Source organism: Pseudomonas sp. NY15437, from assembly GCF_048068435.1.
GTDB classification, from domain to species: domain Bacteria; phylum Pseudomonadota; class Gammaproteobacteria; order Pseudomonadales; family Pseudomonadaceae; genus Pseudomonas; species Pseudomonas nitroreducens_B.
The window spans coordinates 114,398-135,786 of sequence record NZ_JBLUQC010000013.1 but is presented as its reverse complement, the minus strand read 5'-3'; the positions used below and the strand labels follow the sequence as shown (position 1 = coordinate 135,786).

At 66.0% G+C, this 21,389-nt stretch carries 24 protein-coding genes and 1 tRNA gene; 12 read left to right on the top strand and 13 right to left on the bottom strand.

The window, feature by feature from the left end:
• Positions 1–78: 78 nt before the first annotated feature.
• Both ACNFIA_RS25045 and ACNFIA_RS25040 read right to left on the bottom strand, forming a co-directional pair.
• Complete coding sequence (locus ACNFIA_RS25045) at positions 79–1,557, bottom strand: methyl-accepting chemotaxis protein (RefSeq protein WP_416789643.1); 1,479 nt, start codon at positions 1,555–1,557, stop codon at positions 79–81.
• 136 nt (positions 1,558–1,693) lie between these two features.
• Positions 1,694–2,494, bottom strand: coding sequence for a TatD family hydrolase (locus ACNFIA_RS25040; RefSeq protein ID WP_416789641.1), 801 nt, complete (start codon positions 2,492–2,494; stop codon positions 1,694–1,696).
• A 223-nt stretch (positions 2,495–2,717) separates the two neighbouring features.
• Between ACNFIA_RS25040 and ACNFIA_RS25035 the strand changes: the two genes are divergently transcribed.
• Both ACNFIA_RS25035 and ACNFIA_RS25030 read left to right on the top strand, forming a co-directional pair.
• Positions 2,718–4,142 (top strand): transglycosylase SLT domain-containing protein, encoded by a 1,425-nt coding sequence (locus ACNFIA_RS25035; RefSeq protein ID WP_416789640.1) that lies wholly within the window; start codon positions 2,718–2,720, stop codon positions 4,140–4,142.
• A gap of 143 nt (positions 4,143–4,285) precedes the next feature.
• Complete coding sequence (locus tag ACNFIA_RS25030; protein ID WP_045211483.1) at positions 4,286–4,720, top strand: DoxX family protein; 435 nt, start codon at positions 4,286–4,288, stop codon at positions 4,718–4,720.
• A 229-nt stretch (positions 4,721–4,949) separates the two neighbouring features.
• Here ACNFIA_RS25030 and ACNFIA_RS25025 read toward each other — a convergent pair whose 3' ends face one another.
• Positions 4,950–5,978, bottom strand: coding sequence for a YeiH family protein (locus ACNFIA_RS25025; protein ID WP_416789638.1), 1,029 nt, complete (start codon positions 5,976–5,978; stop codon positions 4,950–4,952).
• 93 nt (positions 5,979–6,071) lie between these two features.
• On the opposite strand from ACNFIA_RS25025, the gene ACNFIA_RS25020 reads away from it, so the two are divergent.
• Positions 6,072–6,971, top strand: a complete 900-nt coding sequence (locus ACNFIA_RS25020; protein WP_416789636.1) for a LysR family transcriptional regulator — start codon at positions 6,072–6,074, stop codon at positions 6,969–6,971.
• Here the strand turns inward: ACNFIA_RS25020 and thpR are convergent.
• Positions 6,957–7,475 carry an RNA 2',3'-cyclic phosphodiesterase gene (thpR, locus tag ACNFIA_RS25015; RefSeq protein ID WP_416789634.1) on the bottom strand — a complete coding sequence of 173 codons (519 nt, stop codon included), beginning with the start codon at positions 7,473–7,475 and terminating at the stop codon, positions 6,957–6,959. The two genes, ACNFIA_RS25020 and thpR, sit on opposite strands and share 15 nt — an antisense overlap.
• 182 nt (positions 7,476–7,657) lie before the next feature.
• Between thpR and ACNFIA_RS25010 the strand changes: the two genes are divergently transcribed.
• On the top strand, positions 7,658–7,978 hold the full coding sequence (locus ACNFIA_RS25010) for a hypothetical protein (RefSeq protein ID WP_259756024.1): 321 nt from the start codon (positions 7,658–7,660) through the stop codon (positions 7,976–7,978).
• A 96-nt stretch (positions 7,979–8,074) separates the two neighbouring features.
• Here ACNFIA_RS25010 and greB read toward each other — a convergent pair whose 3' ends face one another.
• The 3 genes from greB to ACNFIA_RS24995 are packed head-to-tail and all read right to left on the bottom strand — an operon-like array spanning position 8,075 to position 11,812.
• On the bottom strand, positions 8,075–8,572 hold the full coding sequence (greB, locus tag ACNFIA_RS25005) for a transcription elongation factor GreB (protein ID WP_259756023.1): 498 nt from the start codon (positions 8,570–8,572) through the stop codon (positions 8,075–8,077).
• A gap of 41 nt (positions 8,573–8,613) precedes the next feature.
• Positions 8,614–11,115, bottom strand: a complete 2,502-nt coding sequence (locus ACNFIA_RS25000; protein ID WP_416789631.1) for an ABC transporter permease — start codon at positions 11,113–11,115, stop codon at positions 8,614–8,616.
• Between the two features lie 13 nt (positions 11,116–11,128).
• The gene (locus tag ACNFIA_RS24995; RefSeq protein WP_416789629.1) at positions 11,129–11,812 is read right to left on the bottom strand and encodes an ABC transporter ATP-binding protein; all 684 of its coding nucleotides are present in this window, start codon (positions 11,810–11,812) and stop codon (positions 11,129–11,131) included.
• A gap of 10 nt (positions 11,813–11,822) precedes the next feature.
• Between ACNFIA_RS24995 and ACNFIA_RS24990 the strand changes: the two genes are divergently transcribed.
• The 3 genes from ACNFIA_RS24990 to ACNFIA_RS24980 all read left to right on the top strand — a co-directional run bounded on the left by ACNFIA_RS24990 (position 11,823) and on the right by ACNFIA_RS24980 (position 13,845).
• Complete coding sequence (locus tag ACNFIA_RS24990; protein ID WP_416789627.1) at positions 11,823–12,428, top strand: arylesterase; 606 nt, start codon at positions 11,823–11,825, stop codon at positions 12,426–12,428.
• Positions 12,429–12,515: 87 nt separating this feature from the next.
• Entirely contained in the window at positions 12,516–12,794 is a 279-nt protein-coding gene (locus ACNFIA_RS24985; RefSeq protein WP_259756018.1) for a hypothetical protein, read from the top strand.
• 73 nt (positions 12,795–12,867) lie between these two features.
• On the top strand, positions 12,868–13,845 hold the full coding sequence (locus ACNFIA_RS24980; RefSeq protein ID WP_259756017.1) for a L,D-transpeptidase family protein: 978 nt from the start codon (positions 12,868–12,870) through the stop codon (positions 13,843–13,845).
• A 145-nt stretch (positions 13,846–13,990) separates the two neighbouring features.
• Here the strand turns inward: ACNFIA_RS24980 and oprI are convergent, their stop codons facing one another.
• Together oprI and ACNFIA_RS24970 are read right to left on the bottom strand one after the other, a co-directional pair.
• A complete protein-coding gene (gene oprI / locus ACNFIA_RS24975) occupies positions 13,991–14,242 on the bottom strand; it encodes an outer membrane lipoprotei OprI (RefSeq protein WP_017517003.1) in 252 nt (83 codons plus the stop codon).
• Between the two features lie 409 nt (positions 14,243–14,651).
• Positions 14,652–14,741 (bottom strand) — tRNA-Ser (locus ACNFIA_RS24970).
• Between the two features lie 173 nt (positions 14,742–14,914).
• On the opposite strand from ACNFIA_RS24970, the gene earP reads away from it, so the two are divergent.
• The gene (gene earP, locus ACNFIA_RS24965; protein WP_416789625.1) at positions 14,915–16,042 is read left to right on the top strand and encodes an elongation factor P maturation arginine rhamnosyltransferase EarP; all 1,128 of its coding nucleotides are present in this window, start codon (positions 14,915–14,917) and stop codon (positions 16,040–16,042) included.
• Positions 16,043–16,084: 42 nt separating this feature from the next.
• Positions 16,085–16,651 (top strand): elongation factor P, encoded by a 567-nt coding sequence (gene efp, locus ACNFIA_RS24960; protein WP_090260808.1) that lies wholly within the window; start codon positions 16,085–16,087, stop codon positions 16,649–16,651.
• Between the two features lie 66 nt (positions 16,652–16,717).
• Here the strand turns inward: efp and ACNFIA_RS24955 are convergent, their stop codons facing one another.
• The 3 genes from ACNFIA_RS24955 to ACNFIA_RS24945 form a co-directional block, all read right to left on the bottom strand.
• Positions 16,718–17,146, bottom strand: a complete 429-nt coding sequence (locus tag ACNFIA_RS24955) for an organic hydroperoxide resistance protein (protein WP_024764536.1) — start codon at positions 17,144–17,146, stop codon at positions 16,718–16,720.
• A gap of 160 nt (positions 17,147–17,306) precedes the next feature.
• Entirely contained in the window at positions 17,307–17,756 is a 450-nt protein-coding gene (locus tag ACNFIA_RS24950; protein WP_416789622.1) for a MarR family winged helix-turn-helix transcriptional regulator, read from the bottom strand.
• A 61-nt stretch (positions 17,757–17,817) separates the two neighbouring features.
• Complete coding sequence (locus tag ACNFIA_RS24945) at positions 17,818–18,774, bottom strand: LysR family transcriptional regulator (protein ID WP_416789620.1); 957 nt, start codon at positions 18,772–18,774, stop codon at positions 17,818–17,820.
• A 105-nt stretch (positions 18,775–18,879) separates the two neighbouring features.
• Between ACNFIA_RS24945 and ACNFIA_RS24940 the strand changes: the two genes are divergently transcribed.
• Positions 18,880–19,626, top strand: coding sequence for a sulfite exporter TauE/SafE family protein (locus ACNFIA_RS24940; protein ID WP_259756010.1), 747 nt, complete (start codon positions 18,880–18,882; stop codon positions 19,624–19,626).
• A 6-nt stretch (positions 19,627–19,632) separates the two neighbouring features.
• Here the strand turns inward: ACNFIA_RS24940 and ACNFIA_RS24935 are convergent, their stop codons facing one another.
• Positions 19,633–20,484: a LysR family transcriptional regulator gene (locus tag ACNFIA_RS24935; protein ID WP_259756009.1), complete on the bottom strand. Its 852-nt coding sequence runs from the start codon at positions 20,482–20,484 to the stop codon at positions 19,633–19,635.
• A 97-nt stretch (positions 20,485–20,581) separates the two neighbouring features.
• Between ACNFIA_RS24935 and ACNFIA_RS24930 the strand changes: the two genes are divergently transcribed.
• Both ACNFIA_RS24930 and ACNFIA_RS24925 read left to right on the top strand, forming a co-directional pair.
• Positions 20,582–20,827, top strand: a complete 246-nt coding sequence (locus tag ACNFIA_RS24930; protein WP_416789689.1) for a DUF1127 domain-containing protein — start codon at positions 20,582–20,584, stop codon at positions 20,825–20,827.
• A 74-nt stretch (positions 20,828–20,901) separates the two neighbouring features.
• The gene (locus ACNFIA_RS24925) at positions 20,902–21,381 is read left to right on the top strand and encodes a DUF3291 domain-containing protein (protein ID WP_416789618.1); all 480 of its coding nucleotides are present in this window, start codon (positions 20,902–20,904) and stop codon (positions 21,379–21,381) included.
• The last annotated feature ends 8 nt before the right edge of the window (positions 21,382–21,389 follow it).

The window sequence follows — 21,389 nt, the reverse complement described above, 5'->3', positions numbered from 1 at the left end:
AGGCGGGCGGGATGCCAGCAGTCTAGGTGCTGCCGCAAGGCCCGCGCCAATGGGCGCAGGCTATGCGGGCGATAGGTATTACAGGCGCAGCTGGCGGATGGCGCGGCTGAGCTCGCCGGCGAGGTCTGCCAGCTGATGGCTGGTGCGGGCCGAATCGACGGTCTGCTGCACGGTGTGCTCGGTGACGTCGCGGATGCCCACCACCGAGCGGGTCATTTCCTCGGCGACCTGGCTCTGCTGTTCGGCGGCCACGGCAATCTGCGTATTGCTCTCGCGCATCAGCGCCACCGCCGAAGCGATGGCCGCCAGGGCTTCGCCCGCTTCCCGGGCCTCTTCGACGCAACCGTCGGCCTTGATCGAGCTTTCCTGCATGAACTCCACGGCATCGCGGGTGCCCGACTGCAGGGCGTTGATCATCTGGGTGATCTCGTCGGTGGAGTCCTGTACGCGCTTGGCGAGGTTGCGCACTTCGTCGGCTACCACCGCGAAGCCGCGGCCCATCTCGCCGGCACGGGCCGCTTCGATGGCGGCGTTGAGGGCGAGCAGGTTGGTCTGTTCGGCGATGCCATGGATCACGCTGACCACGCTGCTGATCTTCTGGCTGTCCTGGGCCAGCTGCTGGATCATCTCGGCGGTCTGCTGCACGCCCTGGGACAGCCCGGCGATGGACTGGCCGACGCGGCTGACGACCTGCTGGCCGTTGCCGGCGAGGCGGTCGGCTTCCTGCGACTGGTCGCGGGTATCCGCGGCGTGCTGGGCGATGTGGTGAACCGTGGTGGACATCTCGTTGATGGCGGTGGCGGCCTGGTCGGTCTCGCTCTGCTGGCCGAGCATGCCCTGGCGCACCTGGCCCATGCTGTTGGCGAGGCTGCGCGCGCCTTCGTCGAGGCGGCCGGCGGCCTGGGCGACGGTGCCCACCACACGCTGGTAGCCGGCCTGCATGGCGTTGAACGCGGTGGCCATCTGGCCGACTTCGTCGCGGCTTTCCAGCGGCACGCGGGCGGCCAGGTCGCCGCTCTTTTCCACGTGCAGCATGACGTCGCGCAGGGTCAGCAGGTGGGTGAGGATGAAGCGGATCAGCAGTTGCGAGGCGGCCAGCAGCGCCAGCATCAGTACCAGCACGGCGCCGGCGAAGGGCAGGGCGCGGTCTTCGAACACCGTCCAGAAATCGGCACCGGGGGCGAGCACGGCGACGCGCTGGCCATTGCCGAGGTCCTGCACATAGGCGCCGGCGAGTGTGCCGGCGCGGGATTGCGCACCCTGCAGGTCGACCCAGCCGCTGGCGCGGGCGAGGGCGGAGCCGTCGATACCGGCGATCTGCGGCGCGCTACCACTGGCGAAGCCGACGAGATTCGGCGAAGCCGGCAGCGCCGAGCCGGCCGGCCAGCTCTTGAGCCACTGCGCCTGGGCTTCGGCGCCCTGACGCGCCTGCTGGTTGCGGCCATCGAGCTCCTGGTGCATGGCGAACAGCACCAGCAGCAGCGTGGTGACGAAAGCGACCGCGTTGACGGCCCAGAACTTGTACTTGAGGGAAATATCGCGGATCCAGGCGGCCATAACTCTCTTCTTGTCGGTCGAACAGTGGCAAGGCGCCATTATTCTCGTGAAAAGGATGAAGGTGGCCATTGATGGGAATCAACCCACCTTCCGCTTTCGACGTATCGGCGGCGGAAGGGCGATCTTGAGAGCCGGTTCAAATTTCTGGCAGGTCAAAGAACCGTCGTGCGCAGGCGGTGGTGTGGTGGGCCACCTGCTCGGCGCTCTCGCCGCGGTGCTGGGCCACGCAGGCCAGCACTTCGGGCAGATAGGCGGGCTGGTTGCGGCCATTCTTGGGTTTGGGGCGCAGTGTCCGCGGCAGTAGGTACGGCGCGTCGCTTTCCAGCATCAGCCGGCCCTGGGGGATTTCCCGCACCAGTTCCTGCAGGTGAGTGCCGCGGCGCTCGTCGCAGATCCAGCCGGTGATGCCGATGTGCAGGTCCAGGTCGAGGTAGGAATAGAGTGTGCGGCGCTCGCCAGTGAAGCAGTGCACCACCGCGGCGGGGAGTCGGTCGCGGAACTCCTTGAGGATCGCCAGCAGGCGTTCGCCGGCGTCGCGTTCGTGGATGAACACCGGCAACTGCAGCTCCACCGCCAGGCCCAGCTGTTCTTCGAAAGCCTTCTCCTGCTGCGGGCGCGGCGAAAAGTCGCGGTTGAAGTCCAGCCCGCACTCGCCCACGGCTTTCACCCGCTCCTCGGCCAGCAGGCCACGCAGCACCTTCGCGCTGCCGCTGACCCAGTGGCTGGCCTCGTGCGGGTGGACGCCGGCGGTGCAGTAGAGACGTTGTTCGTCGTCCAGTTGCCGGCACAGTTCCAGGGCCTGTTCGCTGTCGTCGAGGCGGGTGCCGGTGAGCACCATCTGCGTCACGCCAGCCTCGATTGCGCGTGCGAGGACCGCTTCACGTTCCGAAGCAAAGCTTGGGTGGGTGAGGTTGACGCCGATGTCGATCAGTTGCATTTTTCTTCCTTTTGTTCGGAAGCGGAGCATAGCAAATACCGCTTTTTGAGCGAAAATTCTTGAAAAACAACAGGTTGTGGAGCATTCCGAAGATCTATCGGAAGTTTCGGGTTGGTATTGAGTCCCTCCTGTGAGAGTCTTGCGCGCCCTTGGCGGTCGGGAACCCCCGGCTGAAACCGCACTCTAACCGGCCCGCCGCCGAGTGCGACCCCTGGAGAGCTGGATGACCCGACTGTTGCTGCTACTGCTGTGCCTCGTGGCCCTGACGCCACTGCCGGCGGCTGCGCGCCTGACCGCCCAGCCGGAAAACTGGGAGCAGGAAAGCAGTGGCGCCCGCGACCTGGCCGCCATCCGTTCGGGCGGCACCCTGCGGGTGCTGGTCAACCAGAGCCGCAACAGCTCCGGCGAAATCAAGGGCGAACCCATCGGTGTCGAGTACCGCCGGCTGCGTGCCTTCGAGCAGTACCTCAACGACAGCGCACCGGGGCGCAAGCCGCTCACCGTCAAATTCATTCCCAAGGCCAAGGATCAATTGCTCGGCGCGCTGCAGCGCGGCGAAGGCGATCTGGTCGCGCCCGGGGAAGTCCTGCTGGCGCGCGATGGCCAGAACGTCAGTCCCAGCCTGCCGTGGAAGGCCGACGTGCCGCTGGTGCTGGTGACCAAGCAGGGCAACCGCAAGTTCGTGCGCCTGGAGCAACTCGCCGGCCGCACCATCACCCTGCCGGCCGGTACCGCCGCCGGCGAGGCCGTGCGCAAGGTCAACGAACGCCTGGCGCAGAAGCGCCTGGCGCCGCTGGTGCTGGAATGGACCGATTCCTCGCTGGCCGTGGAGGATGTGCTGGAGATGGTCCAGGCCGGCATCTTCAACTACACCGTGGTCGAGCAGCCCATCGCCGAGCGCTGGGCCAAGGTCTTCACCAAGCTGCGCGTCGACCGCCACCTGGTGCTGGACAACAGCGAGCCGATGACCTGGTACGTGCGCCGCGATGCACCGATGCTGCAGGCCAGCGTCAACCGCTTCCTCAAGGATTACCGTGCGCCGGCGGACCAGGACGTGGCGTTCCAGCGCCTCTACCGCCGCGCCTACCAGGTGCGCAATCCGCTGGTGGTGCCGGATCGCAAGCGTTTGGAAGCCGTGCGCCCGACGCTGCAGCGCTACGCCGAGCAGAGCAAGGTCGACTGGCTGGCGCTGGCCGCCGTAGCCTTCAAGGAATCCAACCTCGATGCCGGCGCGCGCGGCGCCGGCGGCGCCACCGGGCTGATGCAGATCACCCCGGCGGCCGCGCGCGCCGTGGGCGTGAACACCGTGCACCAGAAGGAGAACAACGTGCAGGCCGCCAGCCGCTACATGGCGATGCTGCGCAAGCGCTTCTTCTCCAGCCCGCGCATCAACGAACGGGACCGCATGGCCTTCGTTCTTGCTGCCTACAACGCCGGTCCCGAGCGGGTGCAAAGCCTGCGCGCCGAGGCCAAGCGCCAGGGCCTGAACCCCAACCAGTGGTTCTTCCAGGTCGAGCGCGTGGCCGCCGAACAACTGGGTATGGGCGTGGTGAACTACGTCAGCAGCGTCAACAAGTACTATCTTGCATATCAGCGGGAACGTGATGGCCTGGAGCCACGTGAGAGCGTGGCGGCAATCAAGAAGTAATCGGTTTGTTCGATAGTTATTAGCGCGATTTTGCGCTTTTGATATCGGAAAAACTGGATATATTGGTCGCCAAGCAACCACGGTTGTCATCTACTTCCTACGCAACCCTTCGCTCTCACCAGAGCCTCCCATAAGGACGCACCATGAACTCGCTGATCAAATCCATCCTGACCACCAACGCTGGCGCTGGCATCGCGGTGCTGCGTATCACCACCGGCCTGACCTTCATGGCTCACGGCTCGCAGAAGCTCTTTGGTGCCTTCGGTGGCCCGGGTCTGCAAGGCATGGCGGGCTGGCTGGAATCCCTCGGCGTGACTCCTGGCTACCTGATGGCGACCCTGGCCGGCAGCGCGGAGTTCTTCGGCGGTCTGGCCCTGGTCCTCGGTCTGCTGGTGCGCCTGGCGAGCATCCCGCTGATCGTGGCCATGCTGGTCGCCGTGTTCAGCGTGCACCTGGCCAACGGCTTCTTCATCACCGCCAACGGCTTCGAATATGCCTTCACCCTGATCATGATCAGCGTCGCGCTGCTGATCAGCGGCGCCGGCCCGTTCTCCCTGGACCGCAAGCTGTCCAGCTGATACGGACGTCATCCCTGAAAAAGCCGGGCATTGCCCGGCTTTTTCGTTTGCTACACGGGATATCTGTAGGAGCGAGCTTGCTCGCGAACAGTGCCTCCGGCCGCACCGGCATCAAGCGGTTCGCGAGCAAGCTCGCTCCTACGAAGAGCAAAATGCCGGGTATTGCCCGGCATTTTTCGTTTTGTCCCTTGTGCGGAGCGAGCCTGCTCATCCCTGCACGGGTTTCCTATCAATGGAAGAGGTACTGCACGCCGCCATTGATCAAGCCGCCGCCCACCAGCAGGAAGACGAACAGCCCGGCGCCCAGCAGCAGCGGCTTGGGGCCTTCCTTGCGCAGGTCGCCCAGGCGGGTGGCGAGGCCGAGGGCGGCCATCGCCATGCCGAGCATCACGTCGTCCAGTTGCTGCAACGGCGCCAGCCAGCCTTGCGGCACCCAGCCCAGCGAGCGAAGACCGGTCACCAGCAGGAACAGCACGGCGAAGCCGGGAATGTGCAGCTTGCGCCGGGCGCCCGGCTCGGCGGCTTCGGCGCACCCTACGCGGCCAAGTATCAGCAGTGCCGGGGCCAGCAGCAGGACGCGCAGCATCTTGCTGATCAAGGCGGCGTCGGCGGCGGCCGGGTCCATGGCGCGGCCGGCGGCGACCACCTGGGCGACTTCATGGATGGTCGAGCCGGTGAACACGCCGAATGCCTGCTCGCTGCCGAACAGATGGGGCAGTGCGGCGTAGATCAGCGGGTGCAGCAGCATCGCCAGGGTGCCGAACAGCACCACGGTGGCCACCGCGACGGCGGTGTGCTCGGCCCGCGCCTTGAGCACCGGGCTGCTCGCCATCACCGCGGCGGCGCCGCAGATGGCGCTGCCGGCGCCGATCAACAGGGCGCTTTCGCGCGGCAGCTTGAGCCAGCGTTCGCCGATCCACCAGGCCACGGTCAGGGTGCTGGCAACCATCAATACATCGATGATCAGCGCGGCTGGCCCGAGGGCGGCGATGTCCTGGAAGGTCAGGCGCAGGCCATAGAGCCCCACGCCCAGGCGCAACAGTTGCTGGCGCGACAGGTCGATGCCGGGGCGGATGCCGCCGAAGCGGGCCAGGCCGAGGTTGCCGGCCAGCAGGCCGATGAGGATCGCCAGGGTCAGGCTGCCGAGCCCCAGGTGCTGCAGTGCGGGGATTTCCATGAGCTGGCGGGAGCCGGAGGCGATGGCCAGGCAGAGCAGGGCGCCGGGGAGGTAGTAGGGCGGGCGGCGAAGGGCGTTCATTGCAGGCTCCTTGTATAAGGTGAAGCCATGGTGCCGCCGCCCCGCTTAGTGTAAAAACGGATTGTTCTTATTGGGTTGACCGGTTTTATCGATATGGGCCCGCGCCTCACCCTTCGCCAGTTGGCGACCTTCACCGCGATCGCCGAATTGGGCAACGTGACCCAGGCGGCCGCGCGCATTGCGCTCTCGCAATCCGCCGCCAGCCAGGCGTTGCAGGAGCTGGAACGTACCCTCGGCACGCGCCTGTTCGACCGCAGCGGCAAGCGCCTGGCGCTTAACGACAACGGCCGCGCCTTCTACCCCAAGGCCAGCGCACTGCTGGCGCAGAGCGCCGAGCTGGAAAGCCTGTTCGAATCGGCGCCCGTGCAACTGAGCCTGGGCGCCAGCCGCAGCATTGGCGGGTATTTGCTACCGCAGGTCATGGCCGGCTTTCTTGGCGAGCTACCCGACAGCCGCCTGGAGCTGCAGGTGGCCAACAGCGGTGGGGTGATCGAGGCGCTGGCCGAGTTTCGCCTGGACGTGGCCTTCATCGAGGCGCCGATCCAGCATCCGCAGATCCAGCTCACGCCCTGGCTGGCCGATGAGCTGTTGCTGGTGGTGGCGCCGGACCACCCGCTGGCGCTGGCCGAGCGCGTCACCCTCAGGGATCTGGCCGCGGCGCGCTGGGTGCTGCGCGAGGCCGGTTCGGGCACGCGGGTGACCTTCGAGCAGCAGGTGTTGCCGCGCCTGGGCAGCGTCGACGCGCCTCTGGAGGTCAGCAACGCCGAGGCGATCAAGCACCTGGTGGGCAGCGGATGCGGCATCGGATGCCTGTCGCAGCGCGTGGTGCAGGCGGAGCTGGAACGCGGTGAGCTGGTGCGTCTGGGCAACCCGCTGGGGCCGCTGCGGCGCACCTTCTTCCGCGCGCTGCACATCGACAAGTACCCCACGGCCGGTCTGCGCCGCTTCCTGGATTACGCCAGCGAATGGGCGGCTCGCTCAGGCGCCGTCTAGCGGCCACTCGCCGATGGCGCGATAGCGCACGCCGCTGGGGCTGTTCTCCGAACTGAACAGGGTGACCGCCCGGGCGGGCAGCAGGAAGGAGGCGGTCGCCGCCGGTGTGTGATGGGCGTGGCGGGCAAGGGTGATGTGCGGATGGAAGGGGCGCTGCTCGACCTCGAACCCACCGGCTCGCAGCGCTTCGCGCAGGGCCTGCACCAGCTCATGCAGGGCGGCGGGAATGTGGCTCGGTGCGAGATGCAGGATGCCGTTGCCCCAGCGCGCGACGTGGTCCAGTTCCAGCTCGAAGCCCTGGCGCGGCAGGCGCTCGCCGATGGCGCGCAGTTCCGCCTTGCGGCCGCGCGGCACCGAGCCGAGAAAAGCCAGGGTCAGGTGCAGGTTGGCCTGGGCTACGGGCTGGCCGTCCAGGGGCAGGGTGTCGCGCCAGGCGCAGATCTGCGCCGCCAGCGCGGGCGGGCAGGGCAGCGCGAAGAACAGCCGCAAGGGTGGCGTGGTCATCGATTCGGGTCTCCTTGACAGTGCTGCCGGGCCTTCTCTAGGATGCCGCTCAGCGCCGATTTAAGTAGCAACTTGCGGGGCGCGGATGCAGCCATGGCTGACATCGAAATACCGCTAAAGCGCTGGTTCGGTGTGCCTCTCGCCGCGTCCAGCAGGACCTTTGAGGTGGAAGACCAGACACCATGACCTGTCCCAACCCGCATCTGCGCCTGGCCCCGATCACCACCGGGCTGGTGCGTCGCAATCCGAAGATCCTCCTGGGCGGCAATCACCAGCCCACCCTCGTCCGTTACCTCGATGGCTGGCCCAAGCGCTGGAACGGCTCGCGCACTTTCCTGATCCAGTTCGCCGAGACCTTTGCCGATCTGGCGCGCTTCCCCAGCGACAGTTTCGACTTTGCCGTCGTCCAGTCGCCGGTGGCCGAGCAACTGGAGTCCGCGGTTCACGAACTCACCCGTGTCGCCCGCCAAGGCCTGATCACCCGCCGCCCACCGCCGCTCTGATCATTCTGTAGGAGCGAGCTTGCTCGCGAACGGATTCACCGGCAGCGCCCACGCTGGGCGGGTTCGCGAGCAAGCTCGCTCCTGCACGCATGTGCCTCAGGGATACTCGATTTCCACCACGAACCACAGCTTCTCGCCGGAGGGGCTGCGCACCATCACCTCGGCGTCCAGTTCCTTGCCCACCAGGGCGCGGGCCAGCGGCGAGTCGATGCTGATGTGGTTGTTGCGCAAGTCCAGCTCGTCCGGGCCGACGATGCGGTAGCGGGCCTGCTCGCCTTCTTCGTCTTCCAGGGTGACCCAGGCGCCGAAATAGACCTTGTTCGGGTCGGCCGGCCGCTCGCTGACGACCTTGCAGTTTTCCAGGCGCTTGCGCAGGAAGCGCACGCGGCTGTCGATTTCGCGCAGCATCTTCTTGCCGTAGGTGTATTCGGCATTCTCCGAGCGATCACCCTGCGCGGCGGCCTCGCTGACCGACTGCGTCACCTGGGGCCGGCGCACGTTCCACAGTTCATGCAGTTCGGCGCGCAGGCGCGCTTCGCCTTCGGGGGTGATCAGCGGGGTACCGGCGGGGCGGGGCGGACGATAGCGGCTCATGGCATCCAGTGCGGAGAGAGTGATCGGGGCAGTCTACCCGATCAGCTCTCGCGCAGCAGGCGCAATGGGCTCACGTTGAGCGCGCGGCGCGTGCCGAGCAACCCGGCGCCGCCCACCAGCAGCGCGCCCAGCACCGGCAGCAGCAGCAACCAGGGATGCGGGCTCCACGGCAGGTCGAACACCCATCGATAGAGCAGGTAGCTGATCAGTTCGCAGCCCAGCGCCGCCAGCAATCCGCTGACCGCGCCGAGCAGGGCGAACTCGCTGCGCCGTGTGCGCATCAGCAGGCCGCGTTCGGCGCCCAGGGCGCGCAACAGGGCGCCCTGGCGCAGGCGCTCATCGAGGGTGGCCTGCAGGCCGGCGAACAGCACCACGAAGCCGGCGGCGAGCACGAACACCAGCACGTACTCCACCGCCAGCGTGACCTGGTCGAGGATGCTGCGCAGTTGCGCCAGCAGCGCGTCCACCGGGAGCAGGGTGACGGTGGGGTAGGCGCGGGCCAGTTCGATCAGCTGGCGTTCCTGGCTGGCCGGCAGGTAGAAGCTGGTCAGGTAGGTCACGGGCAGGTCGGTCAGGGTGCCGGGCTCGAAGACCATAAAGAAGTTCGGCTGGAAGTTGTCCCACTTCACCGCGCGCAGGCTGCGGATCTGCGCTTCGCGGGTCTGTCCGGCGACGGTGAAGCTCAAATGGTCGCCGACCTTCAGGCCGAGATTGCCGGCGAGCTTCTCTTCCACCGAGACGCCCGGCAGTTCGTTCTTCTGGCCGGCGTGCCACCAGTCGCCGGCAACGATGCGGTTGCCCGAGGGCAGGCGCGCCGACCAGGTCAGGCCGAGGTCGCGCTGCAGGGCGCGTTCGCTGCGGATGTCTTCGTTCATGGCATGCACGGGCTTGCCGTTCACCGCCACCAGCCGGCCGGGCACCATCGGGTAGAGGTCTTCGGCATGGGGCGACAGCGCCTTTACCCGCTGCTCGAAGCCTTCTTTCTCGGCCGGCAGGATGTTCAGGGCGAAGTGGTTCGGCGCGTTGGGCGGCAACTGGGAGTGCCAGGTGTCCAGCAACTCACCGCGCAGCAGGGCGATCAGGGCCATGGCCAGCAGGATCAGGCCGAAGGCGAGGCTCTGCCCGGCGGCCGCCAGCGGGTAGCGCAACAACTGGCCGAGGCCGAGGCGCCACGGCAGGCTTGCACCCTGCAGTGCACGGCGCAAGCCGCGCAGGGCCAGCAGCAGGATGAAGCCGAGGACCACCGCGGCAACGGCGCCGCCGCCGAGCAGGGCGAGGGTGAGTTTCAGGTCGAGGCTCAGGCGCCACATGATCAGGCCGAGGGCCAGCAGGGCGCACCCGTACGCGGCCCAGGTGCGCATCGGCACGGGCAGCAGGTCGCTGCGCAGCACGCGCAGCGGCGGTACGCGGCCCAGCGCTGCCAGCGGCGGCAGGGCGAAGCCGGCCAGCGCCACCAGCCCGGTGGCCATTCCGGCGAGCGCGGGGACGATGCCGGCGTCGGGGATTTCCGGGGGCAGCAGGTTGCCCAGCAGCTGCATCAGGCCCAGTTGCGCCAGCCAGCCGAGGAAGGCGCCGGCGATACTCGCCACCAGCCCCAGCGCGAACAACTGGCTGCCATACAACAGCAGGGCCTCGCGGCGCGACAGGCCCAGGCAGCGCAGCAGGGCGCTGGCGTCGAAGCGGCGGGTGGCGAAGCGGTTGGCCGACAGGGCCACCGCCACGCCGGCGAGCAGCACGGCGGCGAGGCTGGCGAGATTCAGGTAGCGCTCGGCGCGGCCCAGGGCGTCGCCGATCTGCCGGTTGCCGTGGTGGGCGTCCTGTAGCTCCTGATTGGCGGCCAGTTTGCCCTGGATGGCGCCGCGGTAGGCTTGCAGCGCGTCGTGCGGGCCGCCCCACAGGTCGCGGTAGCGCACCCGGCTGCCGGGCTGGACCACGCCGGTGGCGTCCAGGTCCTGCAGGTTCATCATCACGCGCGGGGTGAGGCTGTAGAAGTCACCGGCGCGGTCCGGCTCGTAGGTCAGCACGCGGGCGATGCGCAGGGGCTTGCGGCCGATGTCGACGCTGTCGCCGATCTTCAGGTCGAGGCTGGCCAGCAGACGTGATTCGACCCAGATATCGCCTGGCGCCGGGCGGCCGCCTTCGACTTCCGGCTCCAGCGGTGCGGGCGCGCTCTTCAATGCGCCACGCAAGGGGTAACTCTCGCCGACCGCCTTGACGCTGCTCAGCTGGATGCCGTTGTCGGTGGCGACCACGCTGGAAAATTCCACGCTCTGCGCATGCTGCAGGCCGAGCGCGAGGCCGCTGTCTATCTGCTGTGGTTGCGCCGGCTGGGTGCCGGTGAGCACCAGGTCCGCACCGAGGAATTCGGCGGCGCGCACCAGCATGGCGCCGTTGAGTCGCGCGCTGAAATAGCCGATGGCGGAGCTGGCCGCCACCGCCACCAGCAGGGCGAAGAACAGCACGCGCAGTTCGCCGCTGCGGCCCTCGCGCCACAGCTGGCGCAGGGACAGACGGAACAGGTTGGGCAGCGACAATGGCTTCATCGGCTCGGGTCCGTCAGGGTTCGACGTGGTCGATCAGGTGGCCGCTTTCCAGGCGGATGTGGCGCTGGCAGCGGTGGGCGAGGCGTTCGTCGTGGGTCACCAGCACGAGCGTGGTGCCGCGCTCGCGGTTCAGCTCGAAGAGCAGGTCGCTGATGCGCTCGCCGGTGTGGGTGTCGAGGTTGCCGGTGGGCTCGTCGGCGAACAGCACGTCCGGTTCGGCGGCAAAGGCGCGGGCGATGGCGACCCGCTGCTGCTCGCCACCGGAGAGCAGGCGCGGGTAGTGGGTCAGGCGCTGGCCCAGGCCGACCCGCTCCAGCAACTCGCGGGCGCGCTGTTCGGCGTCCTTGCGGCCGTCCAGCTCCAGCGGCAGCATGACGTTCTCCAGTGCATTGAGGCTGTCGAGCAGCTGGAACGACTGGAAGACGAAGCCGACGTGGGCGGCGCGTACGCGGGCGCGCTGGTCTTCATCGAGGCTGCCGAGGGCGTGGCCGAGCAGGACGATCTCCCCGCCGCTGGGCAGGTCCAGCCCGGCGAGCAGGCCCAGGAGGGTGGATTTGCCCGAGCCGGAGCTGCCGACGATGGCGAGGCTGTCGCCGCGGGCGAGGTCGAGGGAGAGGTCGTGGAGGATGGTCAGCTTGCCTTCCGCGCTGGAAACAACCTTGCTAAGGTTCCGCGCGGTGAGAATGCGTTCGCTCATGGAGAATCCGATGCGTGCATGGCTAATGGGCGGCTGCCTGGCGTTGCTTCTGATCACGCAGCAGGCCGCGGCGCAGACGCTGTTGGTCGTCGGCGATAGTATCAGCGCCGGTTTGGGGCTGGATACCAGCCAGGGCTGGGTCAACCTGCTGGACAAGCGCCTGAAGGAGCAGGGTTTCGACTACCGGGTAGTGAATGCGTCGATCTCCGGCGACACCACTGCCGGCGGCCTCGCGCGGCTGCCGGCGCTGCTTTCGGAGCAGAAGCCGGCACTGGTGGTGATCGAGCTGGGCGGCAACGACGGCCTGCGCGGAATGGCGCCGGCGCAATTGCAACAGAATCTTAATGCGATGGTTCAGCAGTCGCGGCAGGCGGGCGCCAGGGTCGTTCTGCTGGGCATGCGCCTGCCGCCCAACTACGGGCAGCGCTACACCGATGCCTTCGCCCAGGTCTTCCAGAGCGTGGCGAACGAGCAGAAGATCGCGCTGGTGCCGTTCTTCTTCGACGGGGTGGGCGGCGTGCAGGACATGATGCAGGCTGACGGCATCCACCCGGCGGTGGCGGCGCAGCCCAGACTGCTGGATAACGTGTGGCCGACGCTCAAGCCGCTACTCTGATCACTCGCCGCGTTGATAAACGGCAGAATCGAGGCTTCCCCGCGCCCGGCCTTTCGGCTATGTTTGCGCACCCTTCTGGAACCCCCTATGTCGCGCCCCGCCTGGACCCTCTTCGCCTACCAACTGATCGAGCCCGATGAGCAGTTGGATCTGTTCGCCTGCCGCGAGGTCCGGGTGCACCTGGTGGCACGCCAACTGGAACTGGGGACCCCGGCGGACCGCACGCTCTGCGGCAGCCTGCTGCCGGCCCAGCCGCTGTGGCGCGGCGCCGAAAAACCGCTGTTGCGCGATCGACGCATCTGCGCGGCCTGCCTGAAACAACTGGATGAGGAAAAGCGCGGCGCGCGCAGTTCCTGGCTCATCTGACATCTCCCGTTGACGGGGCTTGCGGTGGTAAACTGATCACCCTTTGCTCATTGCCCTCGTCAAGGATCCTCGGATGTTGTCGCGCGTCATTGCCGCCTGCTCGCTGTCCCTCGCCGCGCTGCTCTCGGCCGGCCCCGTTTCCGCCATTGAACTGCCGCTGCCGGCACCGGGTGACGATATCGTCGGCCAGGTCCAGGTGATCAAGGCCAAGTACGAAGACACCTTCGCCGATCTCGGCGAGAAATACGGCCTCGGCTACTCCGAGATGATCGCCGCCAACCCGGGCGTCGACGCCTGGCTGCCGGGCGTGGGCACCGAGATCATCATTCCGACCCGTTTCGTCCTGCCCCCGGGCCCGCGTGAAGGGGTGGTGATCAACCTCGCCGAGTACCGCCTGTACTACTTCCCCAAGGACAAGAACGTCGTCTACACCTACGCCCTGGGCATCGGCCGAGAGGGTTGGGGTTCGCCGGTGGGCAGCACCACCGTGATCGCCAAGACCAAGGACCCGGCCTGGTACCCGCCGGCGTCGATCCGCGCCGAGCACGCCGCCGATGGCGACCCGCTGCCGACCGTGGTGCCGCCGGGCCCGGACAACCCGCTGGGCCCGTACAAGATGAGCCTGGGCTTCCACGGCTACCTGATCCACGGTTCGAACAAGAAGTTCGGTATCGGCACCCGCACCAGCCACGGTTGCTTCCGTATGTACAACTGGGACGTTACCCAGCTGTTCTCGATGATCCCGGTGGGCACCAAGGTGCGCATCATCAACGAGCCGTACAAGTTCGGCCGCAGCGAAGGCAAGATCTACCTCGAGGCTCACGCGCCGATCGATGACAACGGCGACCCGTCGGTGGTCGACAAGCACACCGCGGTGATCAACGCCCTGCTCAAGCGCGAGGACATTGCCAGCCAGATGCAGATGGACTGGAACGTGGTGCGTGAAGTGGTCGCTGCCGAAGACGGCCTGCCCGTCGCCATCGCCCAGCCGCAAGTGCAGGGCGGTTCGGTTGCCGCCACTGTCGACCAGGACGCCGTGCCGCTGCAGTAATCCACCGGCCCTCAACGAAAAGCCCGCCGACCGTCACCGGTCGAGCGGGCTTTTTGTTGCCTGCCGATCGCGCTGGGCCGCAAACGGCAGGCATAAAAAAACCGACCCCGAGGGGTCGGTTTTTTCGAACAGATCCGAAGATCTATTACTTGCGGCTGGCTTTGTCCAGCATACGCAGGGCGCGCTCGTTAGCCTCGTCAGCGGTCTGCTGGGCTTTCTGAGCGGCGGCCAGAGCTTCGTCAGCCTTGCGATAAGCTTCATCGGCACGGGCTTGAGCGCGAGCAGCGGCGTCTTCAGTAGCGGTCAGACGTGCTTCGGTTTCTTTCGAGTGGCTGCTGCAACCGGTGGCCAGAACAGCAGCCAGAGCCAGAGCAGAGAATTTCAGAACGTTGTTCATCGTGTTCCCCTTAAGGTGGACATTTCCATTAAAAGCAATCTCCCATGACTGGGAAATTAGCCGGACTACATAGTACTCATTACTTGTAGTAAGTAAACTGACCAAGCGCAAGTACAGCACTTTTTTTTCATGTTAGGCCTGCTCTTAGCACTAGTGCGAGGCCGATTTGGGCAAAAACTGTCCAATCTGGCAAAGGCGCACTGCCAAAGGCTATCAGGCGGGTGCAGCGCCGCTTTCGGGTTTCGGAACCAAGCTGTCGAAAGAGTGTCGACAATGGTCGAACAACTGTTTAGTCGGCGTTGTGCAGTTGTCCAACTGACAACTTGCAACTAGCGGCTATCGGTGAAGAAAGTGTGAAGCGGAAACGAAAAAGCCCGGCTAATTGCTTAGCCGGGCTTTTTCATGAATCTGGCGGTGAGGGAGGGATTCGAACCCTCGATACGATTTCTCGTATACACACTTTCCAGGCGTGCTCCTTCAACCGCTCGGACACCTCACCAGATTTCTCGACAGCGCTGTGTCTGTCGAGGCGCGCACTTTACTCAAAGGTTTCCTCCTTGGCAAATCTTTTTTGAAAATTTTTTCCAACGGATTCATCGGCTTAAGGAGCATGGTCGGGATCGCGGGTACACTGGCGCCTTCTGAGACAGGCTCTGGTACGTAGGAACGCGCATGGCGAGCTGGGACATCTTCTGCAGCGTAGTCGACAACTACGGCGATATCGGCGTCACCTGGCGGCTGGCCCGGCAGTTGGCGGAGGAACATCGGCAGCCGGTGCGCCTGTGGGTCGACGACCTCGCAGCCTTCGTGCGTATCTGCCCCGAGGCCGATGGCGCCGCCGTGTCGCAACGGCAAGCGGAGGTCGATGTGTGCCTGTGGCCCAGGCCCTGGCAGGGAGCCACCGCAGCGGACGTGGTCATCGAAGCGTTCGCCTGCGAACTGCCGGCTGCCTATATAGAAGCCATGGGGCGTCGCCAGAGGCCGTCGCTGTGGCTGAACCTGGAATACCTCAGCGCCGAGCCGTGGGTGGAGTCCTGCCACGGCTTGCCGTCGATGCAGGCCAGCGGTCTGCAGAAGTACTTCTATTTCCCCGGTTTCACGCCGGCCACCGGTGGCCTGCTGCGCGAGAGTGATCTGATCGCCCGGCGCGATGCCTTCCAGGCCGATCCGGCTGCCAGCCTGCGATTCCTCGAAGGCCTCGGCGTGCAGCCGCGCGCGAACGAGCGGCGCATCTCTCTGTTTGCCTATGAGAATGCCGCGCTGGCCGGTTGGCTGGATGCAGTGGCTGCCGGCACCGAGCCAACGCTGCTGCTGGTGCCCGAGGGCAGGGTGCTGGCGGACGTCCAGCGCTGGGCCGGGAAATCGCTGGCGGTCGGCGAGCAGGTCCGGCGCGAATCGTTGCGCGTGCAGGTGTTGCCGTTCGTGCGCCAGGAAGACTACGACCTGTTGCTGTGGAGCTGCGATTTCAACGCCGTGCGCGGCGAGGACTCCTTCGTTCGCGCGCAGTGGGCGGGGCGGCCGTTCGTCTGGCACATCTATCCGCAGGATGAAGAGGTCCACCTGGAAAAACTCGATGCCTTCCTGGCGCTGTTCGGTGAGGGGCTGGACGAGTCACTGCGGGCGGACCTGGTCGCCTTCTGGAGCGCCTGGAACGGCCGGGGCGATGCGGGCAAGGCTTGGCGAGCGCTGGAGAAGCGGATGCCGGAATGGGCGACGTGGATTGGCGATTGGCAGCGCCGATTGACCGAACAAACCGATCTTGCCGCGGGGCTGGTGCGTTTTTATACAAATTGGCTATGATATGGCCCCTGTTTTTTGTCTCCAATCCAATCGGATAATCGTATGAAAACCGCACAAGAGTTCCGCGCTGGCCAGGTTGCCAACATCAATGGCGCCCCCTGGGTCATCCAGAAGGCCGAGTTCAACAAATCCGGCCGTAACTCCGCGGTCGTCAAGATGAAGCTGAAGAACCTGCTGACCGGTGCCGGCACCGAGACCGTGTTCAAGGCCGACGACAAGCTGGAGCCGATCATCCTCGATCGCAAGGAAGTGACCTACTCGTACTTCGCCGACCCGCTGTATGTCTTCATGGACACCGAGTTCAACCAGTACGAAATCGAGAAAGGCGACCTGGAAGGCGTGCTGACCTTCATCGAAGACGGCATGACCGACGTCTGCGAAGCGGTCTTCTACAACGATAAAGTCATCTCCGTCGAACTGCCGACCACCATCGTTCGCGAAATCGTCTACACCGAGCCGGCTGTCCGTGGCGACACCTCCGGTAAAGTGATGAAGACCGCTCGCCTGAAGAACGGTGCTGAAGTCCAGGTTTCCGCCTTCTGCGAAATCGGCGACTCCATCGAGATCGATACCCGCACTGGCGAGTACAAGTCCCGCGTCAAGGCCTGAGCCTGATTCGAGACACAAAAAAGCCCGGCTGATGCCGGGCTTTTTCGTTTCTGCGACCTGGAGAGGTCAGACGCTGACGTTCAGGCGTACATCGATGTTGCCGCGGGTCGCGTTGGAGTAGGGGCAGACCTGGTGGGCCTTGGCAACCAGGTCTTCGGCTTCTGCCTGGTCCAGCCCTGGCAGGTTGATGTTCAGCTCCACTTCCAGGCCGAAGCCGCCGGGGATCTGGCCGATGCCGACCTTGCCTGTGATCGAGGCGTCCGCCGGGATCTGCTTCTTGCTCTGGCTGGCGACGAACTTGATGGCGCCGATGAAGCAGGCCGAGTAGCCGGCGGCGAACAGTTGTTCCGGGTTGGTGGCTTCACCGCCCGCACCGCCCAGTTCGCGCGGGGTGCTCAGTTTCACGTCGAGGATGCCGTCCGAGGAGACGGCGCGGCCGTCGCGGCCTCCGGTGGCGGTAGCGGTGGCGGTGTACAGGGCTTTGATGGTTTGCATGGTGTGTCTCCGAGTGTCTGGCTGTGAATGTCTGGTTGGTTAAAGTTTGGTGCGCTAAGCAGTTCGTGAGGTGAAAGTTAGTTCTATTTAATTTAGTGCGCAAGATAATTATTGGAAGATTTCTGACTAAAGAACCTGCAGCTTTGGCATAAGCCCCGGTTTACGGGGCTTGCAGATGTCCGCGCAGGTCGACCAGCTCCTCCTGGAGGCGCTTCAGACTGTCCAACGTTAGCCCGCTGCTGGCCAGGATGCAGGCCGGAATGCGCTCCGCCTGTCGGCGCAGGTCGCGGCCCTTTTCGGTCAGGCGAAGCTGCACCACGCGTTCGTCCGCCTGGCTGCGGGTGCGGGTGATCAGCCCTTCGGCCTCCAGGCGCTTGAGTAGTGGAGTGAGGGAGCCGGGGTCGGTGAGCATGCGCGCGCTGATTTCGCCCACCGTGATGCCGTCTTCCTCCCACAGCACCAGCATGGCGATGTATTGCGGGTAGGTGAGGCCGAGTTCCTGCAGCAGCGGCTTGTAGACCTTGGTCATCTGCAGGGACGTGGAGTAGAGGGCGAAGCACAGCTGGTTATCCAGCTTGAGGGCTTCGCAGGTCGGGTCTTGCTGGGTCATGGCGTGCTCCTGGCTCGCGCTCGAAGCGAAGAGGTGATTGCGCATTAATTTAGCGCGATGGTTAATTCTTGAACAGCGCTTCCGCCAGCGCCGCGTCCCAGGGCGGTGGAAAGCCAAAGCGCTCCAGCAGGAAGGCCAGCAGGCGCTCGCTGCGCGGGTGCGTGCCACGCTCCAGACGTAATGCGTGGATGACGCCGGGCTCCGGCTCGGGCAGGCCGTTCTCGCAGAACAGCGGCACCAGTTGGCCGCTGATCAGGTACTCGCTGCACAGCCAGGTCGGCAGGTGGGCCAGCCCGAGGCCTTGCAGGGCGCCTTCCACCAGCGTCTCGGCGTTGTTGGCGGTCATGCGCAGCCGGCGCGGCCGCAGGTGCTGCAGCTTGCCATCGATGAGAAAGCGCCAGGCCAGCGGCGGCGCGAGGCCTTCCCAGTCGAGGCCGACGTGATCGGGCAACGCCGATGGCGAGGCCGGCGTGCCGTAGTGTTCCAGGTAGGCGGGGCTGGCGCAGACGATCCGCCGCATGGCCGCCAGGCGCGTCGCGACCAGGCGGCTGTCGGGCAGGGTGCCGATGCGCAGGACCAGGTCGACCTGGCCGAGGTTTTCTCCGCGGGTATCGGTGAAGCTGTCGATCAGCCGCAGTTGCACATCCAGGCCAGGGTTGGCGGTGAGGAAGTCGGCCAGTGCCGGAGCCAGGTGGCGGCGGCCGAAGGGCACCGGTGCATCGATGCGGATCAGCCCTTCCGGCGCTGTGCTCAGGGACACCGCTTCGGCCCGCGCCTGGCGCAGTTCGCCGACGATCCGCCGGGCGCGTTCGGCAAACGCCAGGCCCGCTGGCGTGGCGCGCACCTGGTGGGTGCTGCGCACCAGCAGGGTCGACCCGAGTCCTTGCTCCAGCGCATCCATGCGCCGCGCGACGGCGGAGGGCGTGAGCTGGCGCAGGCGCGCGGCGGCGGAGAAGCTGCCGTGCTCGAGCACGTCCAGATACAGGTCGAGCGGGTCTTCGAGGCCGGAAACATTCATGGGGCAAGTTCGCTATGCGAAAAAGGCAAAGCCATTGTGCTGCGCTTTGCGTTTCCCATCCAGCCACGGTTTTCTAGCATGGACGCACAGTCGTGGAGGTGCGTGATGTGGGACCTGGTTGTGGACTTTCTGCTTGGCGTCATCCTGGGCAGCCTGGGTGGGCTGTTCGGCATCGGCGGCGGGCTGCTGGCGATTCCGGCGCTGGGCGTGCTGTTCGGGCTGGATCAGCAATTGGCGCAGGGCACGGCGCTGGTAATGGTGGTGCCGAACGTTGTGCTAGCGATCTGGCGCTACCACCAGCGCAACCGCATCGATTTTGCCCAGGCCGGCGTGCTGGCGCTGACCGGCCTGGTCTGCGCGTTCTTCGCGTCGAGCATTGCGGTCAACCTCGACGCCGGCAGCATGCGCACCGCCTTCGTGGTGTTCCTCGTCCTGCTGGCGCTCTACCTGCTGGTGCGGTTGTTCCAGCGCGTGCCCGAGGGCAGCAGCACGCCGCGCTACGGTTTGCCGTGGATGGGGGTGCTGGGCCTGGGGGCGGGGTCGCTGGGCGGGCTGTTCGGTGTCGGTGGCGGGGTATTGGCGACGCCGGTGCTGACCTCGGTCTTCGGTCTGACCCAGGTCATCGCCCAGGGCCTCGCCCTGGCACTGGCGGCGCCGAGCACGGGCGTGGCGCTGGCGACCTATGCCGTGCACGGCCATGTGGACTGGCGCATGGGCAGTGCATTGGCGCTGGGCGGCCTGCTGAGCATTTCCTGGGGCGTGCGCCTGGCCCACGCTCTGCCCGAGCGCCAGTTGCGCATGGCCTTCAGTGCCTTCCTGATCGTCTGCGCGGTGCTGCTGGCGGTGCGCTGAGCCGCCTTACGAACGGAAGCCCTCGACGATGTATTCGGCCAGCTTGTCGGTCACCGGCGTCATCTTCTGCCCGCGCAGCAGCACGATGCTGGCGGTGGGCAGGACCGGCAGGCCCTCGTCTTCGCCGATGATGCGCAGGTTGCCGGTGAGCAGGCTCTGCAGCTGCGCCGTGACCGCCAGCCCCGCGCTGGCCACGGCGAACAGCGCCGACAGGCTCGGGCTGCTGTAGGCGATGCGGTAGTCCACCTCCATCGCTTCCAGCGCATTGCAGGCCCAGGCGCGGCAGAAGCAGGCGGTGTTGAACATCGCCAGCGGCAACGGGCGCTGTTCCTGCGGGCAGAAGCTCTCGGCTGCCATCCAGACGAAGGATTCCTGGCGCAGCAACTGGCCGATCTCGGTGCCCGGCTCGCGGGTGACGATGGACAGGTCCAGGTCGTTGCGCATCAGCAGTTGCGCCGACGATTCGCAGTGCACTTCCACCTGCACCAGCGGGTAGGCCTCGGCGAAGCGCGAAAGGATGCTGGGCAGGAAGCGCATCACGTAGTCATCCGGCGTGCCGATCTTCACCGAGCCGACCATGTGCGGCTGGCGGAAAGTGTTGAACACCTCGCCCTGCAGCCGCAGGATGCGCCGCGCGTAGCCCAGCAGGATCTGCCCCTCGGGCGTCAGCCGCACCTGGCGGCCGTCGCGCTCGAACAGGCTGCGCTCCAGCACGTCTTCCTCCAGGCGTTTCATCTGCATGCTCACCGCCGACTGGGTGCGGTTGACCATCTCGGCCGCGCGGGTGAAGCCGCCGTGGTCGGCGATGGCGACGAAGGTGCGCAGCAGTTCGCTGTCGATGCTGGGAAAGCTGCTCATTCATCAATCTCCGAGATGAGTCGCATAAGAATGATTCGTTGGATTGATCTTAGCGCGAGCGGGAAACTGCATCCAACCCCACAGGGAGGGAAGCATGATGAAAGGTCAACTTGGTTTCGTAGCAGCGTCCTACCATGTCCACAAAGCCTCTGCCCACAACGGCACAACCGTGTCGCTATGGAAACGCGTGGTACAGCGCTTCCTGCGTTGGCAGGAGCTGGCGCGCCAGCGCCGTGAGCTGGCGAGCATGAGCGATGAAGCACTCAAGGACATCGGCTTGAGCCGTGCCGATATCCTCGAAGAAATCGAGCGTCCGTTCTGGATGGACGATGTTCGTCGCTGAACCCGCCGGGCGGCACGGACCCTCGCCGTGCCGCCCGCGCTTGCGTTGACAACCATGACAAGGAAGCCCTGACGTTGAATTCGTCGTCCGCTCGTTACCACCTCGCCCAGGTCAACATCGCCAAGGCCCGCGCCCCGCTGGATCACCCGCTGATGAAGGGCTTCGTCGACCAGCTCGACCACATCAATGCCCTTGCCGAGCGCAGCCCCGGGTTCGTCTGGCGCCTGCAGACGGAGGAGGGCGATGCCACCTCCATCCGCGTCTTCGAGGACCCGCTGATCATCGTCAACCTGTCGGTGTGGGAATCGGTGGAGGCGCTCAAGGACTATGTCTATGCCGGCGAGCACCTGCAGGTCCTGCGCAGCAAGCGCGACTGGATGGAGCGCCTGCCCGCGCCCAGCCTCGCGCTCTGGTGGCTATCGGTCGATGAACTGCCGGACGTGGCCATGGCCCGCGACCGCCTGGAGCGCCTGCGGCTGCAGGGCCCCTCGGCGGACGTCTTCACCTTCGCGCGTCCCTTCCCCAGGCCGGAACGTCTGGGCGAACCCGCCTGATGCAGCCA

What these genes read in the sequence shown, in the direction of transcription:
- ACNFIA_RS24980 (WP_259756017.1), top strand. Translation starts at nt 12,868, where the DNA reads ATGTTGTCGCGCGTCATTGCCGCCTGCTCGCTGTCCCTCGCCGCGCTG.
- ACNFIA_RS24935 (WP_259756009.1), bottom strand. Translation starts at nt 20,484, where the DNA reads ATGAGCAGCTTTCCCAGCATCGACAGCGAACTGCTGCGCACCTTCGTC.
- ACNFIA_RS25045 (WP_416789643.1), bottom strand. Translation starts at nt 1,557, where the DNA reads ATGGCCGCCTGGATCCGCGATATTTCCCTCAAGTACAAGTTCTGGGCC.
- thpR (WP_416789634.1), bottom strand. Translation starts at nt 7,475, where the DNA reads ATGACCACGCCACCCTTGCGGCTGTTCTTCGCGCTGCCCTGCCCGCCC.
- ACNFIA_RS25020 (WP_416789636.1), top strand. Translation starts at nt 6,072, where the DNA reads ATGGGCCCGCGCCTCACCCTTCGCCAGTTGGCGACCTTCACCGCGATC.
- ACNFIA_RS25035 (WP_416789640.1), top strand. Translation starts at nt 2,718, where the DNA reads ATGACCCGACTGTTGCTGCTACTGCTGTGCCTCGTGGCCCTGACGCCA.
- earP (WP_416789625.1), top strand. Translation starts at nt 14,915, where the DNA reads ATGGCGAGCTGGGACATCTTCTGCAGCGTAGTCGACAACTACGGCGAT.
- ACNFIA_RS24995 (WP_416789629.1), bottom strand. Translation starts at nt 11,812, where the DNA reads ATGAGCGAACGCATTCTCACCGCGCGGAACCTTAGCAAGGTTGTTTCC.
- ACNFIA_RS24930 (WP_416789689.1), top strand. Translation starts at nt 20,582, where the DNA reads ATGAAAGGTCAACTTGGTTTCGTAGCAGCGTCCTACCATGTCCACAAA.
- ACNFIA_RS25010 (WP_259756024.1), top strand. Translation starts at nt 7,658, where the DNA reads ATGACCTGTCCCAACCCGCATCTGCGCCTGGCCCCGATCACCACCGGG.
- ACNFIA_RS24955 (WP_024764536.1), bottom strand. Translation starts at nt 17,146, where the DNA reads ATGCAAACCATCAAAGCCCTGTACACCGCCACCGCTACCGCCACCGGA.
- efp (WP_090260808.1), top strand. Translation starts at nt 16,085, where the DNA reads ATGAAAACCGCACAAGAGTTCCGCGCTGGCCAGGTTGCCAACATCAAT.
- ACNFIA_RS25000 (WP_416789631.1), bottom strand. Translation starts at nt 11,115, where the DNA reads ATGAAGCCATTGTCGCTGCCCAACCTGTTCCGTCTGTCCCTGCGCCAG.
- ACNFIA_RS25030 (WP_045211483.1), top strand. Translation starts at nt 4,286, where the DNA reads ATGAACTCGCTGATCAAATCCATCCTGACCACCAACGCTGGCGCTGGC.
- ACNFIA_RS24940 (WP_259756010.1), top strand. Translation starts at nt 18,880, where the DNA reads ATGTGGGACCTGGTTGTGGACTTTCTGCTTGGCGTCATCCTGGGCAGC.
- ACNFIA_RS24985 (WP_259756018.1), top strand. Translation starts at nt 12,516, where the DNA reads ATGTCGCGCCCCGCCTGGACCCTCTTCGCCTACCAACTGATCGAGCCC.
- greB (WP_259756023.1), bottom strand. Translation starts at nt 8,572, where the DNA reads ATGAGCCGCTATCGTCCGCCCCGCCCCGCCGGTACCCCGCTGATCACC.
- ACNFIA_RS24945 (WP_416789620.1), bottom strand. Translation starts at nt 18,774, where the DNA reads ATGAATGTTTCCGGCCTCGAAGACCCGCTCGACCTGTATCTGGACGTG.
- ACNFIA_RS25025 (WP_416789638.1), bottom strand. Translation starts at nt 5,978, where the DNA reads ATGAACGCCCTTCGCCGCCCGCCCTACTACCTCCCCGGCGCCCTGCTC.
- ACNFIA_RS24990 (WP_416789627.1), top strand. Translation starts at nt 11,823, where the DNA reads ATGCGTGCATGGCTAATGGGCGGCTGCCTGGCGTTGCTTCTGATCACG.
- ACNFIA_RS25040 (WP_416789641.1), bottom strand. Translation starts at nt 2,494, where the DNA reads ATGCAACTGATCGACATCGGCGTCAACCTCACCCACCCAAGCTTTGCT.
- ACNFIA_RS24950 (WP_416789622.1), bottom strand. Translation starts at nt 17,756, where the DNA reads ATGACCCAGCAAGACCCGACCTGCGAAGCCCTCAAGCTGGATAACCAG.
- oprI (WP_017517003.1), bottom strand. Translation starts at nt 14,242, where the DNA reads ATGAACAACGTTCTGAAATTCTCTGCTCTGGCTCTGGCTGCTGTTCTG.